At 62.8% G+C, this 15,776-nt stretch carries 18 protein-coding genes and 1 pseudogene; 5 read left to right on the plus strand and 14 right to left on the minus strand.

The annotated features are described in order from the left end of the window. The first annotated feature begins 206 nt into the window (after window positions 1-206). Complete coding sequence (locus JJB99_RS35815; protein WP_200496782.1) at window positions 207-656, plus strand: DMT family transporter; 450 nt, start codon at window positions 207-209, stop codon at window positions 654-656. 441 nt (window positions 657-1,097) lie between these two features. Here JJB99_RS35815 and JJB99_RS35820 read toward each other — a convergent pair whose 3' ends face one another. The 3 genes from JJB99_RS35820 to JJB99_RS35830 form a co-directional block, all read right to left on the minus strand. After that, the gene (locus JJB99_RS35820) at window positions 1,098-1,700 is read right to left on the minus strand and encodes a hypothetical protein (protein ID WP_200496783.1); all 603 of its coding nucleotides are present in this window, start codon (window positions 1,698-1,700) and stop codon (window positions 1,098-1,100) included. Between the two features lie 176 nt (window positions 1,701-1,876). After that, window positions 1,877-2,335 (minus strand): hypothetical protein, encoded by a 459-nt coding sequence (locus JJB99_RS35825; RefSeq protein WP_200496784.1) that lies wholly within the window; start codon window positions 2,333-2,335, stop codon window positions 1,877-1,879. A gap of 76 nt (window positions 2,336-2,411) precedes the next feature. Beyond that, entirely contained in the window at window positions 2,412-2,897 is a 486-nt protein-coding gene (locus JJB99_RS35830) for a hypothetical protein (RefSeq protein ID WP_200496785.1), read from the minus strand. A gap of 653 nt (window positions 2,898-3,550) precedes the next feature. Between JJB99_RS35830 and JJB99_RS35835 the strand changes: the two genes are divergently transcribed. Next, a complete protein-coding gene (locus tag JJB99_RS35835; protein ID WP_200500445.1) occupies window positions 3,551-4,519 on the plus strand; it encodes a cation diffusion facilitator family transporter in 969 nt (322 codons plus the stop codon). 45 nt (window positions 4,520-4,564) lie between these two features. On the opposite strand, the gene JJB99_RS35840 is transcribed toward JJB99_RS35835, so the two are convergent. Beyond that, on the minus strand, window positions 4,565-4,753 hold the full coding sequence (locus JJB99_RS35840; RefSeq protein ID WP_200496786.1) for a hypothetical protein: 189 nt from the start codon (window positions 4,751-4,753) through the stop codon (window positions 4,565-4,567). 378 nt (window positions 4,754-5,131) lie between these two features. Between JJB99_RS35840 and JJB99_RS35845 the strand changes: the two genes are divergently transcribed. Next, on the plus strand, window positions 5,132-6,418 hold the full coding sequence (locus JJB99_RS35845; RefSeq protein ID WP_246775105.1) for an erythromycin esterase family protein: 1,287 nt from the start codon (window positions 5,132-5,134) through the stop codon (window positions 6,416-6,418). A 3-nt stretch (window positions 6,419-6,421) separates the two neighbouring features. Next, the gene (locus JJB99_RS36850; RefSeq protein ID WP_349628999.1) at window positions 6,422-7,747 is read left to right on the plus strand and encodes a phosphoribosyltransferase; all 1,326 of its coding nucleotides are present in this window, start codon (window positions 6,422-6,424) and stop codon (window positions 7,745-7,747) included. Window positions 7,748-7,878: 131 nt separating this feature from the next. Here JJB99_RS36850 and JJB99_RS35855 read toward each other — a convergent pair whose 3' ends face one another. The 5 genes from JJB99_RS35855 to JJB99_RS35875 form a co-directional block, all read right to left on the minus strand. Continuing rightward, window positions 7,879-8,172 (minus strand): hypothetical protein, encoded by a 294-nt coding sequence (locus tag JJB99_RS35855; RefSeq protein WP_200496788.1) that lies wholly within the window; start codon window positions 8,170-8,172, stop codon window positions 7,879-7,881. Window positions 8,173-8,381: 209 nt separating this feature from the next. Further along, entirely contained in the window at window positions 8,382-9,074 is a 693-nt protein-coding gene (locus JJB99_RS35860) for a DNA-3-methyladenine glycosylase I (RefSeq protein ID WP_200496789.1), read from the minus strand. 139 nt (window positions 9,075-9,213) lie between these two features. Then, a complete protein-coding gene (locus JJB99_RS35865; RefSeq protein ID WP_200496790.1) occupies window positions 9,214-9,945 on the minus strand; it encodes a di-trans,poly-cis-decaprenylcistransferase in 732 nt (243 codons plus the stop codon). 30 nt (window positions 9,946-9,975) lie between these two features. Further along, window positions 9,976-10,350, minus strand: coding sequence for a winged helix-turn-helix domain-containing protein (locus tag JJB99_RS35870; RefSeq protein ID WP_027542101.1), 375 nt, complete (start codon window positions 10,348-10,350; stop codon window positions 9,976-9,978). Further along, window positions 10,337-10,954: a hypothetical protein gene (locus JJB99_RS35875; RefSeq protein ID WP_200496791.1), complete on the minus strand. Its 618-nt coding sequence runs from the start codon at window positions 10,952-10,954 to the stop codon at window positions 10,337-10,339. Before JJB99_RS35875 ends, JJB99_RS35870 begins: the two co-directional genes overlap by 14 nt. 198 nt (window positions 10,955-11,152) lie before the next feature. Here JJB99_RS35875 and JJB99_RS35880 point away from each other — a divergent pair, with 198 nt between their 5' ends. After that, complete coding sequence (locus JJB99_RS35880; protein ID WP_200496792.1) at window positions 11,153-12,403, plus strand: S1C family serine protease; 1,251 nt, start codon at window positions 11,153-11,155, stop codon at window positions 12,401-12,403. A 234-nt stretch (window positions 12,404-12,637) separates the two neighbouring features. Here JJB99_RS35880 and JJB99_RS35885 read toward each other — a convergent pair whose 3' ends face one another. The 5 genes and pseudogenes from JJB99_RS35885 to JJB99_RS35905 form a co-directional block, all read right to left on the minus strand. Continuing rightward, window positions 12,638-13,372, minus strand: coding sequence for a DUF899 domain-containing protein (locus JJB99_RS35885; protein ID WP_200496793.1), 735 nt, complete (start codon window positions 13,370-13,372; stop codon window positions 12,638-12,640). 22 nt (window positions 13,373-13,394) lie between these two features. Continuing rightward, a pseudogene (locus JJB99_RS35890) lies at window positions 13,395-13,727 on the minus strand (SRPBCC family protein); the annotation flags it as partial. An 11-nt stretch (window positions 13,728-13,738) separates the two neighbouring features. Beyond that, complete coding sequence (locus JJB99_RS35895) at window positions 13,739-14,203, minus strand: ArsR/SmtB family transcription factor (protein ID WP_200496795.1); 465 nt, start codon at window positions 14,201-14,203, stop codon at window positions 13,739-13,741. Between the two features lie 99 nt (window positions 14,204-14,302). Further along, complete coding sequence (locus JJB99_RS35900) at window positions 14,303-14,572, minus strand: DUF3551 domain-containing protein (protein ID WP_200496796.1); 270 nt, start codon at window positions 14,570-14,572, stop codon at window positions 14,303-14,305. Between the two features lie 148 nt (window positions 14,573-14,720). Continuing rightward, window positions 14,721-15,695, minus strand: coding sequence for a Bug family tripartite tricarboxylate transporter substrate binding protein (locus tag JJB99_RS35905; RefSeq protein ID WP_200496797.1), 975 nt, complete (start codon window positions 15,693-15,695; stop codon window positions 14,721-14,723). Window positions 15,696-15,776: the final 81 nt, after the last annotated feature.

Consider the following 15,776-nt stretch of genomic DNA (forward strand, 5'->3'; position numbering starts at 1 on the left):
GCATGGTGCGTGGCATCCGACGACGGGCCAGTCTCGTCGTCGTTATGGGGAGGAATGCCGAAGGAGGTTGAACCAATGATCGAATATCGAGGCTATCCGGAATTACGAACTGGCCCGGCAGTCAGGGCCCCCTGGAAGGCCAAGCTCACTAACATCGTTTCGCCGTTCCACAGGGCCATGCGATGATATCTCCACGGGACCATGCGATGACGGCGTCTTGCACTCTTCTTCTTTCGCTTCTCATGTTCGCAGCCGGCGTAGGCATTCCCATTATGGCCGCGTGGAACTCCAGGCTTGGAACCGAGCTCGAGAGTCCTTGGGCAGCTGCTTTCATCCTGTTTGTGCTGGGCACTGTCATTTGCGGCATCGCGATGCTTGTTCTTGGCCTGCCAAAGCATGGCTGGTTCGAGGCGACGCCGCTCTATTATGCGGGCGGATTAGTAGTTTCCTTCTACATTCTGTCGATCACCTGGACGGCGCCGCGCATTGGCGTCGCCAATGCCGTGTTCTTCGTGTTGCTCGGGCAGATCGTGACGGCCGCGTTGGTCGATCAGTTCGGCCTTTTTGGCGCGCTGAAGTCTTCGCTCACCACGCAACGCATCATCGGTATTGTCTTTATGCTGATAGGAACCTATCTCGCCCGGCGCATCGGTTGATCATCTCAGGGGAGAGTGCCGCCCGCAGACTGGTAGCGCGGGACCATAGGTCGTCGCAGATTAAACGATTGGAGCGCTCAGCGATCTGCGCGGTCGCATTTGCGCTCGCCTCCTGTGGTGAAAGTCCTCCCGCGCACTCAGGCCAGGGGCCCTGAAGCTGCTGGAGCACGGACATGTCTCCGGTATGGATTTCGCGACTTCGTCGATGTCGGCGGGCTCATTTCCTATGGCGTCGATTTTGCCGATCTCTACCGCCGCGCCGCGGACTATATCGACATGATCCTGAAAGGCGCGTATCCCGGGGACATCCCAAGCTACCAGGGGTCAAGTTCAACCTGGTGCTCAATCTGTAGGCTGCGAAAGCCGTCGGCTCGATCTGCCTGCGACGCTCTTGGCCCAAGCAGACGACGTGATCGAGTAGCCTGACGTAATTCTTGCCGCTCACTTTGATTTGGCCGCCTTATGAGCTTCGAGCAGCTTCCCGGCAAACGTCATCGCCAAAGCGATGATCATGTTCTTTGCCTCGGTCCTGGCGGCGGTCACGAGCTGGAACTCCCCTGTCTGACCAGCTTTCGACGCTGCCTGCGCCACGCGACTTTCGCATTCGGCGATGAACGTCTTGGCTGCATCGACAAACACCTGAATTTCGGCGCCCGGATGCAATGGCGTATCCATGATCGCCGATGTCAATTGGTCCGCTGGCAGGAACGCGACGTTCACACTGTCGTAGGGACTGAAATCCAGGAACTTCATCAAGAAGTCGCCTGTCCGTCCCTGCCAGCAACTCTCCGGGATCAGCAAGAACGGACGCATGCTTATCTCCGGTCCGACCTGAACTGCGAGATTTCTGTGAACCTCTTCAAGACGGCGGTCGAGGGCGGCACGTCCCTTGGCGAGGCGTTCGTCAATATCATGCTGTGAAGGAAAGACGTTTTCGGGGCCATTTGGGTCAATGCCGACAGCCCTCAGCAAGTGATGATGTTCGTTCCCGATGAGATGTTGCACGGGCGGGGTCTGACTGCCGCGTTTGCCAAAAACGACCATGCTGCGCTCCCGCTCGCCGAGAATTCGCCGCACACTACACCTTGAGAAACCAAGAATTGCCTGTCTGCATGTTTGTGATGTGAAACAATATTAACAAAGTCCGCCTCTGGCCGCGAAATTTGGCCCGACGTTCTAGTCGTCTCGTCGGGCGCACGGTCAGCGTCGCTATTCCGGCCTCATTTCAGCTTGAGCTTGCATTGCGGGAGTTCGCGTCTGGCGTCCTTTTCAGCGCACCAGGATTGCATTGCTTCGACCGACGACCACGTGCTGCGTCCGTCTTCGGAGCAGCTCATCGCTGCCGCCAACACCCGATTCTGCCGGTCCGTGACCATGACGTCCTTGGGTGTGCCATTTCTGATCCAGCCAAACACGACGTCGGACTCATCCGGTTGCAGATTGCTGAGGCCGCGTTGCACCAGGCAGCCACAAAACTGCTGTTTTGATCCTCCAGCCCGCAGGCCTTTGTGCTCCATCGCACTGATGCATTTGTCATAGATGGTCATTTGTTGGGCACCCAGACTGTATTGCAAGGCAACAGCTTGCCTCTGAGCGCCGGCCTGCTGCGAACCAGTCGCCCATAGCCAGGCTGCGCCGCAAATGAAAAGTGCCATCGCCAGGTAGCTTCTCAGTCCCATGGTCCCATCTCCTGCACGGCTCGGCCGATATCGCCGCCAACGACCACATCGAATGCACTCTGCCCGACGCGCCTCTTCAACGAGGCGCGGACCGACCATCGGCTTGCCTCTGCCGCCAGGCTTGATACGTCTCGACGAGACCGGCCCCGAACATTTGCCCCAGCCTTTTCACCCTGGTCACCGTGTCGTCGTAGATCTCCTGGAAGCGGCCGAATTCGTGCGTCCGCTGGACCTCGTCATGCGCCGCGCGAAGCTTGTCGCGAAGTCCGAGAATGACGGGCAGTCCGGTCCTGGCAAGGTGTTGAAGGATCTCTTCGGTACAGAACGGCATATCGAGAATGGACGCAGTTCTCACATCCCCCGCGACGAGCATCGTGTTCCATTCGTCGTATGGGTTCAGGCGCAAATGGTAGATGAGAAAATCACCGGCTTCGCCGTTCCAGCAATTGTCGTGAAGGAGCGACAACGCCCGCACATCGAGATTGTCGTTCCCCTCCGCCAACGCCTTGGTCCGAACCTGACGGATGCGAGCGTCGACCGCCTTTCGGCCTTCCTCGATCATCCTCGCCACATCGTCATGCGTGACGCGAAGATTGCTGGGATCATCCGGTTTTGCGCCGATCCTCGCGAAAAACGCAGCGTTCTCTGGATCATCCCATAATTCCGGCGGAACAATATGTTTCCCGGGTCAGGCGGGCGTCGTCGTCCAAAACCAAAGATGGCCATGTCTGCGCTCCCAGCGAACGTCGCCGGGCACTGGAACATGACCGGCGTTTCCTGCCGGTAAAGGCAAGCGCGCAAGACGCTGTGCGGTTAACCGCGGTCAAGCTTTTCGATCGCATTGAAACCGCAAGCGCGCCGAAGGCCGTCTAAACGGCGGCCGTGATGCCATGGACATGGCGCAAGTTCGGAGGCGAGCCAAGCATCGGCGCCCCACGGCGTGTGAGAGGCCGCCACATCATGGTGCCCCAGCGAAGCTATAGTGCCCATCTTCATCGGCCGCGGCGCGCGCCAGCTCGTACAGCAGCATGGATTTGGTCTTGTCCGCCAGCATGACCGGTCGCGGGCGCCACGATCAACTTGGCTTCCTCACAAACGCGCGGAACGCACCGGCTAGACAATTGTTGCTCGCCGGCTTTTGGCGAACGGCTGAAATACAGCTGCGGGATATAAGGAACCGGGCGCACGCGAGCCCGTTCGATCCAGTGATTGACCATGGCCGCCAGCGCATCCGCAAAATCCAAGAAAGTCATCTTCGCCGCCGTGCTCGGCAACTTCATGGTGGCCGTCACCAAGCTGGTGGCAGCCCTGCTCTCCGGCAGTTCTTCCATGCTCAGCGAAAGCGCGCACTCATTTGTCGATACCGGCAATGAGGCATTGCTGCTTTATGGCTATTACCGCTCCCGCCGCGCGCCGGACCGAACGCACCCCTTGGGGTACGGCCGTGAACTCTATTTCTGGAGTTTTGTCGTCGCGCTGTTGCTGTTTGCCCTGGGAGCGGGGATTTCCATCTACGAAGGGATCTCCCATCTCGCAGACCCTTCCCCGATCGAGAACCTCACGGCAAACTATGTCGTGCTTGCTTTGTCGGCCCTGTTCGAAGGCGCCTCATGGTTGCTGGCGCTTGCCACATTCCGGACGATCAAGGGCGAACTCAGCTACTGGGAGGCGATCAGGCGCAGCAAGGACCCGCCCTCGTTTATGGTGCTTCTGGAAGATACAGCCGCCCTGATCGGCATTTCGATCGCAGCCCTTGGCATTTACTTGGCAGACCGCCTGGCGAGCCCCGCTCTTGACGGTGTGGCTTCGATCCTGATCGGCAGCATGCTCGGCGCCATGGCCCTGATCCTTGCCAGGGAGAACAAGGAACTGCTGATCGGCGAGCGCGCCCACGAGGCGATCAGCAACTCGATCCTTGCGCTGGCCTCGAACCAACCGGGTGTCGAAAAGGCAAACGGTGCGCTGACCGTTCATCTTGCGCCGGATCAGATCGTGGTCACGCTCAGCCTCAAATTTTCCGATAACCTGCGCACGCCCGAACTCGAACAATGTGTCGAGGCGCTCGAGCGGCGCATTCGCGCCAAGCATCCCGAGGTGGTTTCGCTCTTCGTCAAGCCCCAGACCGCCCGGACCTTTCATGCCGCCCGCCAGCTCAGATTCGGCCAAGCCTCTCGACGAGACTAAGACCGGCTGACAGCCGGCGCTCGGCGACGTCACGTATCCCGCCCCTCAGCTCGCCCGGGAACTAGCAAGCGCACGATTTCTGTCTTGCCGTTGACTTGCCGTTGGTCGCTGAACCGCAAAGTACTGGTCTTGGCTCAGCCGCAGCTTGCCCGGCAGTTCGAGCGCATGCGCCAGGGTCAGGCTCATGGTCACAGCCGCGAGCATCACCGTCAGAAGTTCGAGCGCATAATACATGGCCGCGTCCTTTCCACAGTCTCGGCCAAAGCAACCGTGTGCCGCGCCAACGCTTCGCGCCGGATTTTATCGAGGCAGTCGCATCCAGCGCCGTCGTCGAGAACGAATTCCGTGAACATCACCGCGCGACCAAGAACGGGCGGCGAGCGCACGTTGCCGCCACCGTGCTGGTCATGACGACATCGTGGATTCGGAGGAACGTCCGAATAGCGCATGAGTTGCGTCCTCAAACAGTGGATTACCGTCTCCGGTTGTTCCCGGCCCGCTCGGCTGCAGCGCCTGGCAGCGGGCTCAACATACGACGCGCGATGATTGGAGGAACTGGACATGCCGCTTTCGCCCGCCGCCGAGCGCATTCGCGAGAGCAGCGATCGCGAGTTGATCGATCTCCTGCACGTGGCGGGCGAGCCCCTTCCCGCGCCCGAACAGGAGAACTTTGGGGCCTGTTTCGATCGGTTCGCCCATGCAAAAATCGTATTGCTCGGAGAATCGAGCCACGGCACATCGGAATTCTATCGCGCTCGGGCGGCCATCACGCGGCAGCTGATCGAGTGCCATGGGTTCAACATTGTGGCAATCGAAGCCGACTGGCCAGACGTTGCGGCACTCGACCATCTGGTGCGGCAATTGCCGTCCGCACAGCCCACGGAGCCGCCATTTCAACGCTTCCCGGTGTGGATGTGGCGCAATCTGGAGGTCAAACAATTCATCGATTTTCTGCGCATCCACAACGACGGCCGCGCAATGGATCAGCGGGTCGAGCTGCGAGGTCTCGACGTCTACAGCCTCGGCAGCTCGATGGCGGCCGTGATCGACTATCTCGATCGCGTCGACCCAGAGCGCGCCCGGGAAGCGCGCGAACGCTACGGCTGCCTGACGCCTTGGCAATCAGATCCGGCCCGCTATGGCCATGCGGTCCTGTCCGGCCGCGATACCTGCGAGGGTGACGTGGTCGCGCAGCTTCGGGAGCTGCTCGACCATCGGCTTGCATATGCCCAGCGCGATGGCGAAGCGTTCTTCGACGCGGCGCAGAACGCGCGGATCGTGCGCGCGGCCGAACGCTATTACCGGATCATGTATCGCGGTTCGACGGAATCCTGGAATCTGCGGGACCGGCACATGTTCGACACGCTGCAATACGTGATCAAGCAGCGCGGACCAAAGGCGAAGGCCGTTGTATGGGCGCACAATTCGCATATCGGCAACGCCGCGGCAACTGCCATGGGCTGGGCCGGCGAGTTCAACATTGGCGAATTGACGCGCAACGCATATGGCGACGATGCCGTGTTGATCGGCTTCGGCACCGACCGCGGTACGGTCGCGGCAGCGACTGACTGGGGCGGCGACATGCAAATCAAGTCGGTGCGGCCAGCTCGCGAGGACTCTTACGAGTATCTGTTCCGGCGCACGGGGCTCGCGCGGTCGTTGACAGACTGGCGGACCCCTGGCCGCAGCGCTCTGAGCGATGCCTTGGCCGCTTCGCGGATCGAACGGGCCATTGGGGTCGTGTACCGCCCGGAGACGGAATTTCTCAGCCACTATTTCGAAGCGGTGCTGCCGGAACAGTTCGACGCATTCGTCTGGTTCGAGGAAACGCGGGCTGTCACCCCGCTTGCGACGAGGGGCGGTTACGGCGCCGCCGAGACCTATCCATTCGGATTCTGATGGATGAGAAGCGCACGAGAGCAACTCAGCGAAGTCTCGATCGGACCACACGTACTCGCAGGGATTCTGGGCGTCCCCGAGGGCGCGACCGGACTCGTGATCTTCGCGCATGGAAGCGGTAGCGGTCGCCTGAGCCCGCGCAACAACCAGGTGGCTGCCGGCCTGCGCGAGGCCGGCCTTGCGACATTATTGCTCGATCTTCTGAGTCCAGAGGAGGAACGTGACCGCCGGAATGTCTTCGACATTGCGCTGTTGGCGTCACGGCTCTCCGAAGCCGCCGACTGGACCCGTAAAAGGCGAGAGCTCGACAGACTTCCGATCGGTTACTTCGGTGCGAGCACGGGCGCCGCGGCAGCACTGGCTTCTGCGGCCAAGCGGCAGGACGTTGCCGCTGTGGTATCGCGAGGCGGCCGTCCGGATCTTGCCGCCGACGCACTGCACGCCGTCAATGCGCCGACGCTGCTGGTCGTCGGCGGGGCGGATCTAACGGTCATCCCGCTCAACCGCTCGGCGCTCGCGCAGCTGGTTTGCGAAAAGGAGCTCGTTGTCGTCCCTGGAGCGACCCACCTCTTCGAAGAACCCGGCACGCTTGACCAAGTCGTGCAGCATGCGAAACGATGGTTTCACCGATTCCTCTCCGCGCCGCTACCGGACCCCGCGTCCAGCGTCTTCGCCGACCGGCATGAAGCCGGACGCAGGCTCGTCCCAGCTCTGTCGAAGTTCAAGGACCGGAACCCCATCGTGCTCGCGCTGCCGCGTGGCGGCGTGCCCGTCGCGTTCGAAGTCGCACAGGCGCTGAACGCACCGCTGGATGTGGTCCTTGTCCGCAAGATCGGTGCACCCGGGCACGAGGAGCTCGGGCTCGGCGCCATGGTGGACGGCGCCCACCCGCAGGTCGTGATGAATGACGAGATCGTTCGCGCGGTTCAGCCGTCAAGCGCCTATCTGGAGGCCGAAACGTCGCGACAGCTCGCCGAGATCGAGCGCCGCCGTCGCATCTACCGCAGTGGCGAAGCCCCTCTCGAGGTCACCGGCCGCGTCGTCATCGTGGTCGACGATGGCATTGCGACCGGCGGCACCATGAAGGCCGTGCTCAAGGCCCTTTCGAGCGCGAAACCCGAGTGGTTGGTGCTTGCAATTCCGGTCGCGCCCGGCGACTCAATTGCCAGCCTGCGTGCGGATACTGACGAGATCATTTGCCTGACCACTCCTGATCCATTTTTTGCCGTCGGCATGCACTATCGGGATTTCGAACAGACCTCCGATGCCGAGGTCATCCAATTGTTGCGTCGCGCAAACCTCAGACGCCAAGGGCGAACGCGGGCGTGAATTCGACCCTACGGGGACAAGCGTTGACGGCCGCCGCGCATCTTCGAGCGCAGCGGCGCATCGCTTCATAGCGGAATCGCGCAGCGCAATCCGCCCATTCGACCATCTGTCCATCGCACCGCCGCCGACGGTCAGTGCTTCACATGCTCGAACACCACAATCACGCCGGTCGGCTCGGGCTCATGAGCCATCAGGCGCGTCAGGTCGGAATCGCCCCAATCGGCGAGGCTGACGACTTCGCCGCTCTCCCGCTCCGTACCCAGCGAGGGCGTGGGCTCGAGGACCTTGAGACCCATCTCATCGACGAAGAAAGTGTGCTCGCCGAACATGCCATTGAGCTGTGGCATGGCGGGATGCTCGTCGGGCAGCACCTGAGCACCGAGCTGATTGACGGTCTGCTTCACCTGTTCGGACGTTAGCTTCATCGGGCTGCTCCGTTTCTGTCGTGTCCGGTTTTATGAACTGAGCCGCGGCAAGCGTTCCCTGCGCCTGTGCCGCCTGGCTCAACTTCCGAACAGGCGCTGCAAACAAACGTTCCAGCGAAATGCAATTCGTGATCGCGGAGTTTCATCAGCCGCGCTCGCGGCACAGAAGCGCCACAGGATGCACATGATCTGGCCGGCGCGAGGATCCGCTACTCGCTGGCCTCGGCGACCTCGCCGACCGACAGCGCGCAGATGCGCGATAAATAGGTGTAGGGCAAGCCGGTCTCCTCGGCCCAGGTATTGAACTGCGCCTGCACCTTGGCAAGGTCGCCCTTCGACTTGACCTCTTCGGCGATTTCGAGGCCGGCCTCGCGCAGGCAGGCGACGACGTCCTTTGATGTCACAAAACCGTCCCAGCCGACGAAGCGCAGCAGCATCTGGCCGGTGTTACCGCCAAGCCGGCTGCCGCGCTTGGAGAGGAGATCGAGCAGGCCGACTTCGTTGGACGGCGGCCAGTTCGCCAGAAACCTGCCGAAGCTGCCGTGCTCCTTTGCGATCTCCTGCACGAAGGCGGCGTTGTCGCGCACCGACATGATCTTGGCGCCGTTGCGCACGATGCGCGCATCGCGCAGCAGGCCTTCCCAATAATCCTCGGGCTGGAAGCTGAGCCTGGCCGGCGCAAAGTGCAGGAAGGCCTCTTCGAAGCCATCCCATTTCGAATCGATGACGCTCCAGGCAAAGCCCGCGCAAAACACCCGTCTGGTCATCTCGGCGAGGATGCGATCGTCGCCGAGTTTTGCGAGGCCCTTCAGGTCGGGCTTGGCGGGCATCAGCTTTTCAAGCGCCTTGGGGCCGCCCTTGCGCTTCTCGGCGCGGGCACGGATGGTTTTGAAGGAGGTCATTGCGGATGCCCGCGTTGAGGGTGCGCTACGACATCAGAATTCGGTGGTCCGGTCCAGTTCCCGCAGCGGCGCTCGGCTTGCTTCGTCCTTCGCCGCGCATGATGGCGCTGCGGAGCCCCTTGCTCGGCCCGCCGCACGATCACGCCCGCGAGAGGCTCGGCACCTCCTCCGGCATGATGGCCTGGAGGCCGCCGAAGCGGCGCTCGCGGCCATGGAAGGAAGCCAGCGCCGCGGCGAGATCGCCGGCATCAAATTCGGGCCACATCCGCTCGGTGAAGTGCAGCTCGGCATAGGCGCCTTCCCACAGCAGGAAATCCGACAGCCGCTTCTCGCCCGAGGTGCGGATGATGAGATCGACGTCGCGAAGGCCGGCCTCGCCGGTGACAAGCTGCGAGAAGGCTTCGCGGGTGAGGCTGGTCAGCGCCGCCGCCTTCGCCGCGGCGTTGAGGATGGCATCGCGCGCGGAATAGTCGACGGCGATGCGTAGATGCAGCGTGGTGCCTAGCGAGGTGGCGTCCTCGGCGCGTGCGATCGCACTCGCGATGCCGTCGGGCAGACGATCGCGACGGCCGATCACGGAAAGTCGCACGCCATTCTTGACCAGGCTCCGCACCTCGTTGGCGAGATAGAAGCGGAGCAGGGTCATCAGCGCGGCGACTTCCGCCTTGGGCCTGCGCCAATTGTCGGTAGAGAAGGCGTAGAGCGTCAGTGTCCCGATGCCCTGCTTGGGCGCGGCCTCGACGATGCGGCGGATGGTCTCGACGCCGGCCTCGTGGCCGCGTACACGCGACAGGCCGCGCCGCGTCGCCCACCTGCCGTTGCCGTCCATGATGATGCCGACGTGAAGCTTCTCGTTCATGTTACTTTGCATTGCAAAGTCTCCGGTCAAAAAAGGGTAGGATCAGGTCGAGACGATGCCGAGGCGGCCGAGCGGCGGTGCCTCGCGGCCGGCGGCCTTGGCGGCGTCGCGCACCAGGCGCTCGAGCACGGCGAGATAGTCGAGGAAGCGGCGGCGGCCGGCCTTGGTCAGGCGGCAGGTGGTGTGCGGGCGGTTGCCCTCATAGCCCTTTGTCACCTCGACGAGCCCGGCCTCCTGGAGCACGGCGAGATGCCGGCTGAGATTGCCGTCGGTGAGGCCGCAGAGCTGCTTGAGATCGGCGAACGCGAGCCCCTTGGGATGTGCCATCAGCGAGGTCAGCAGCCCGAGCCTTGCCTTCTCGTGGATCACGCGGTCGAGCCCTTCATAGGAGAAGGGCGCGCTGTCAGTCTTCGACATCATGGTCTCCGGACGCAAAATACAGAATGGCCGCCATCACCGACTGCCCGATCACGAAGGGCAGGCCCATGGTCCACGGCGACAGCGTATGGGTCCGGCTCGCGAGCACCACGACTGAAAATCCTGATATGAAATACCAGGCGCCGGCGAGCGCGACGGTGCGCGGCAGCGAGCGGACGGAAGCAAAAATGCCGAGCGACACCAGGATCTGCCACAGGCCCGGCAGCAGCCACAGCGTCTCGCTCGCGAACTTCCACATCACCACCGCAAGCAGGATGCCGGCGACGCCCGCGGGGAGGAACTGCTCGATCGCCTGGTGGATCATGGCATCGGCGAGGCCCGAATGATGGCGGCGCGAGCGCGCGCGCATCTCGATGCCGATCACCAGCACCGAGAGCGCGGCGGCGATGAACCAGCCGAAGAAGAAGCCGAGCGGCTCGCTGGTGGGATCGCCGAGCAGCCAGAATTGCAGGATCGCGGTGATCAGCGCGACGGCGCCGGTCGCGGCCATGGTCGCCGGGCCATAACCGCGGAACGCGGTGCCGGCCGCAATCTGGCTGCGGATCGCCACGATGTCGGCCAGTGCCTTGTCGAGATCGCGCATCGGCAACGCCAAAACCTCGCTCCGCCCGTGCTGGTCGGGATTACCGTCCGGGTACTTTGCATTGCAAAGTATATAGCAATGCAAAGTAACCGCAAGAGCGAAGGTTGCGGCGGGGGATCGGCCGGAAGCGCAACTGCCGGTTGCGTTCGGCGTGGCCCGCCGGATAAGATGAGACCAAAACCATTCCCGGGGGCTGGTATGTGGCTGAAGTCGTTTGTTGCTGCGTCATTATTTCAGGTGGTCATCGCCGGAGCTGCACATGCGGCAGGGCCGTTCGGTAGCGTCAATGTCGGCAACTGGATCGGCGGCGCCTTCAGCAATGACGAGACGGGCGCCTTCTCCCATTGTGCGGCGACGACGCCCTATGCGAACGGCGTCATCCTCGTCGTGAGCCAGAATGCCGCCGGCACATGGTCGCTCGCCTTTGCGAGTCCCAGCTACCGCTTCAACAAGGGCGAGAACGCCGCGATCGACGTGACCTTTGACGGGCAGGAGCGAGCCAGGCTGTTCGCCACGGCTTACCGGTCCAACATGCTCACGGCCCTCATGCCGCTCAACGTTGTGCGTACGTTCCAGAAGGCGAGCCTGATGGTGGCGACAGCCGGCCGCGCCGTTCTGAATTTCGATCTGACCTCGACCGGGCCGGTGATCGCCGCATTGGCCAATTGCGTGACCAAAGTGAAGGCCGACGGGCTCGACAAGGCCGGCGACTTCGCAAAGGTTGTCGCCAAGCCCTCGGTGACTGGCGACAAGCAAGGCACGCCTTCGGCGCCCAAACAGGGACGCACTGGAGCCTTCTTTGGCACCGGTTTCGTGGTCAGTCCCAATGGTCACGTCGTCACCAACAACCATGTCGTCAAAGGTTGCGTCGGCGACATCAAGGGCAACCTCACCGGCGAGGCCGCGATGACTTTGCGCGTCGTGTCGAGCGACGCGAACAACGATCTTGCTTTGTTGCAGGCGCCATCAACGGCGGCATTCAAGGATTTTGCCCGGATTCGCGACCGCTCGATCCGCTCGGGCGATTCCGTCGTCGCGATCGGCTTCCCCTACCACGGGATGCTCACCTCGGACTTCACCGTGACGACCGGGATCGTGAGCTCGCTCAGCGGCATGCGCAACGACACGCGTTTCCTGCAGATCAGCGCGCCGGTGCAGCCTGGCAACAGCGGCGGCCCGCTGTTCGACGCCGCCGGGCAGGTCGTGGGCGTGGTCACCGGAAAAGTCGATGCACTCCGCATCGCGGTTGCGACCGGCAACATTCCCGAGAACATCAACTTCGCCATCAAGACGGGCGTGCTGCGCGACTTTCTCGATAATTCCGTGGTGCCCTACCAGACTGCAGAGCCGAAGGGTGAGCTTAAGACCACCGACATCGCCGGCAACGCGCGGCCCTACACGATGCTGATCTCGTGCAACGCCACCGAGCAGGCCGACGCGAAGCGGTAGCTTGCGATTGACGCACGCTGCTGCACCAACCACCGCCGTCATTCCCCGCGACCCGGCTACGCCAAGGCTTCGCCGGGGTTGAGATCGAGGGGCGCCGAAGCTTTAGCGTAGGCGGCAAGCGGGGAATCCAGTACGCCGCGGCCTCTCGATTCATGTACTGCCGTCTCGGAGTACTGGATCGTCCGGTCAAGCCGGGCGATGACACCGTTCGTGTGGACTCGACTAGCGGGCAACTCACCCGTGGCAGCACGTCTCCCTCGCTTGCGGCCCGTACTGGTCGCGCAGGCGGACCCAGTCCATCGGGTAGGGCAGGCCGTCCTCGTGACGGCCGAGCGGGGTGAGGTCGAGATATTGATAGGCGGCGTTCATCATGTCGAGGCCGCGGGCAAAGCAGGAATAGGTGTGGAAGATCTCGCCGGCCTCGTTGCGGAAAAACACGCTGATGCCGGGCAGCTCGGGCCCGTAGATCGCGGTGGTTCCGAAATTGTACATCGGCTTGCCGGTCGCGATCTGCTCCGCCGAGAAGGTCACGCCGTAGTCACGGTTGAACTCGTTGCCGCCCAACGAGACCCAATCGAAACTCCAGCCCATCCGCTTCCTGAAAGCTTCGAGCTTTGCGACCGGCGCCAGTGAGATCGCGACCACGGCGGTGTCGCGCGCGGCGAGGTGCGGCACCATTCGGTCAAGACCGTCGGCCCAGAACGAGCAGCTCTTGCAGGCCGCATCCCAGTCGGGCGCGAACATCATGTGCTGGACCACGAGCTGCGGATGGCCCTTGAAGAGATCGCCGAGCGCCACCCTGCCGTCCGGTCCGTCGAACACATAATTCTTGTCGACCTTCACCCAAGGCAGTGCGCGGCGCTCCTCGGCGAGACGCTCGCGGGCCGCCGTGAGCTCCTTCTCGCGCGCCAGGTGAGCCTTGCGCGCTGCGATCCACTGCTCGCGTGAGACGACCTGATGGGACTGCATGGCATTCTCCTCTGACTGGGCTTCAGGCAACGAAGGTATCGAGCTTGTCAAAGAACGAGCTCCAGCCGCGCTGGTGGTTATCGCGTGCGGTCTCGTCGAAGAATTCGGCGTGATGGAACACCATCAAGGTCCCGGCACCGTCCGGCTTGAACGAGATCGTCACCAGCGATTCGCGCTCCGGCGTTGAATGCCAGGCCCAGGTGAAGACAAGACGCTCGTTCGGCACGACCTCGCGATAGCTGCCGCCGGCCTCGAAATACTCGCCGTCATCGCGGGTGAAGCTGATGCGAAAGCTGCCGCCGGCGCGGACGTCGAGCTCGGCTTCAAGCGTCGTCGGCTTCATATTTGGCGGTCCGAACCATTGCGCTAACTGCGCGGCCTGCGTCCAGGCGGCGTAGACTTTTTCCGGCCGGGCGCGGAGCCGGCGCGTGAGTGTGAGGCTTGGACGTTCCGTTGGGGCAGCGGCTGTGCGGGGATCGGTGTTGACGGCAGCGTTGGCCATTTGTCTTCCTCCACGAAGGCAGCAAGGCGGTCGAACGACTCGGACCAGAATTGCGCGTAGCGACTGAGCCAGTTCATCGCCTGCTCCATCGGCTGGGCGGTGAGTCGGCAGGAGACGGTGCGCCCGGTCTTCTCCCGCACGATCAGGCCCGCATCCGTGAGCACGTCGAGATGCTTCATGATCGCCGGCAGCGAGACCGGAAACGGCGCGGCCAGTTCGCTCACCGACAGGCCGTCCTGCTTGCCGAGTCGCGCCAGCAATGCGCGCCGCGTCGGATCGGATAGCGCCGCAAAGGTCCGGTCCAGCGTCTCGTCCTGATACTTAACCATACGGTTTAGTATAGGCGCGAGTTGAGACGCGTCAAGCGGGAACCCGTGGGCGCGGGTCCGCACGACTGCGTGATCAGCTGCGATCAGTCCGAAGTGCGATTAGTACGACGGCACGCGCCGGTGCGGCCGCGGTGGCGGGAGCTGTTGCTGGCCATAGGCAAAGCGGGGGTTGCGGTCGCAGTACAGCAGACGGCCGGACACGCTGGCCTGGCACTGCTCATAGGTGCTGTAGGCGCATTCGCCGGGATAGTCATACTCGCCGCCCTGGGCGCACCAGGGATAGTCGCGGGCCGCGGCCGGCGTGACGGTCGCGATGCCGGCAAGGACCGTCGCGCCCAGCGTCAGCATCGCCAATTGCGTCTTGCGCATGATCCCAACTCCTCTTCTCACGGCGCGAGATACGCGCCATCTCTCATCAGGTTTCGCGGCGCCGTTTTATTCCAGCCCGGCGCACTGGCGACGCAAGAAAAAAGCCCTGCCGAACGGCAGGGCTCCATTTCCAGCCATCACAAGATCGCTACTCGACTTTCAGGCCGGCGAACTCGACGACCTTCTTCCATTTCGCGGTCTCGGCTTCGACCTCCTTGCCGAACGCCTCGGGCGTCTCGACCAGCGGATCGCCGCCGAGCTCGACCAGACGCTTGGTCATGTCGGGCTCCTTCATGAGCGTGTTGATCTCATTGTTGAGTTTGGCGATCATGTCCTTGGGCATGTTCTTCGGCGCGCCCATGCCGAACAGCGCGCTCGCCTCGTAATCCTTCACGGTCTCGCCGATCGCGGGCACGTCGGGCAGCTGCGGCGAGCGCTGAGCGGTGGTGACGCCAAGTGCGCGAAGCGAGCCGGAGCGGATGTGCTGGATGATCGAAGGCATGTTGTCGAAGATCACCTGCACCTGGCCGCCGAGCATGTCGGTGATCGCGGGCGCCGCGCCCCGATAGGGTACGTGCTGCATCTTGCAGCCGGTCATCGCCATGAACATCTCGCCGGACAGATGCACCGAGGTGCCGTTGCCGGACGAGGCCATGTTCACCTTGCCCGGATTGGCCTTCACATAGTCGATGAACTCTGCGACGGTCTTGGCCGGCACGTCCTTGTTGACGGTCATCACGTTCGGCACGCGCTGGAACGCGGCGATCGGCGCGATGTCGCGGACGAAGTTGAACTTGAGATTGGCGTAGAGCGTGCTGTTGATGTAGTTGGCCGGATTGACCAGCAGCACGGTGTAGCCGTCGGGCTCGGCATTGACGACAGACTCGGTGGCGATATTGTTGCCGGCGCCCGGCTTGTTCTCGACGACGAATTGCTGGCCGAGCCGTTCCGACAGCCGCTGCCCGATCAGGCGGGCCAGAATGTCGGTGGCGCCGCCCGGTGGATAGCCGACCACGAACTTCACCGGCCGGGACGGATAATCGGCGGCGAAGGCTTTCGACAGCGGGCTGGCTGCAAGAGGCGTGGCGGCAAGCAGGCCCAGCGCGGTACGGCGAGTGATCATCTCAAGGGTTCTCCCAGTGTTGTTCTTGAAAGCGAATATCTTGAAAGCGTCGTCGATGCGGTTGTAACAAAGCTAGCGGGG

This window comes from Bradyrhizobium diazoefficiens (assembly GCF_016616235.1).
Lineage (GTDB): Bacteria > Pseudomonadota > Alphaproteobacteria > Rhizobiales > Xanthobacteraceae > Bradyrhizobium > Bradyrhizobium diazoefficiens_H.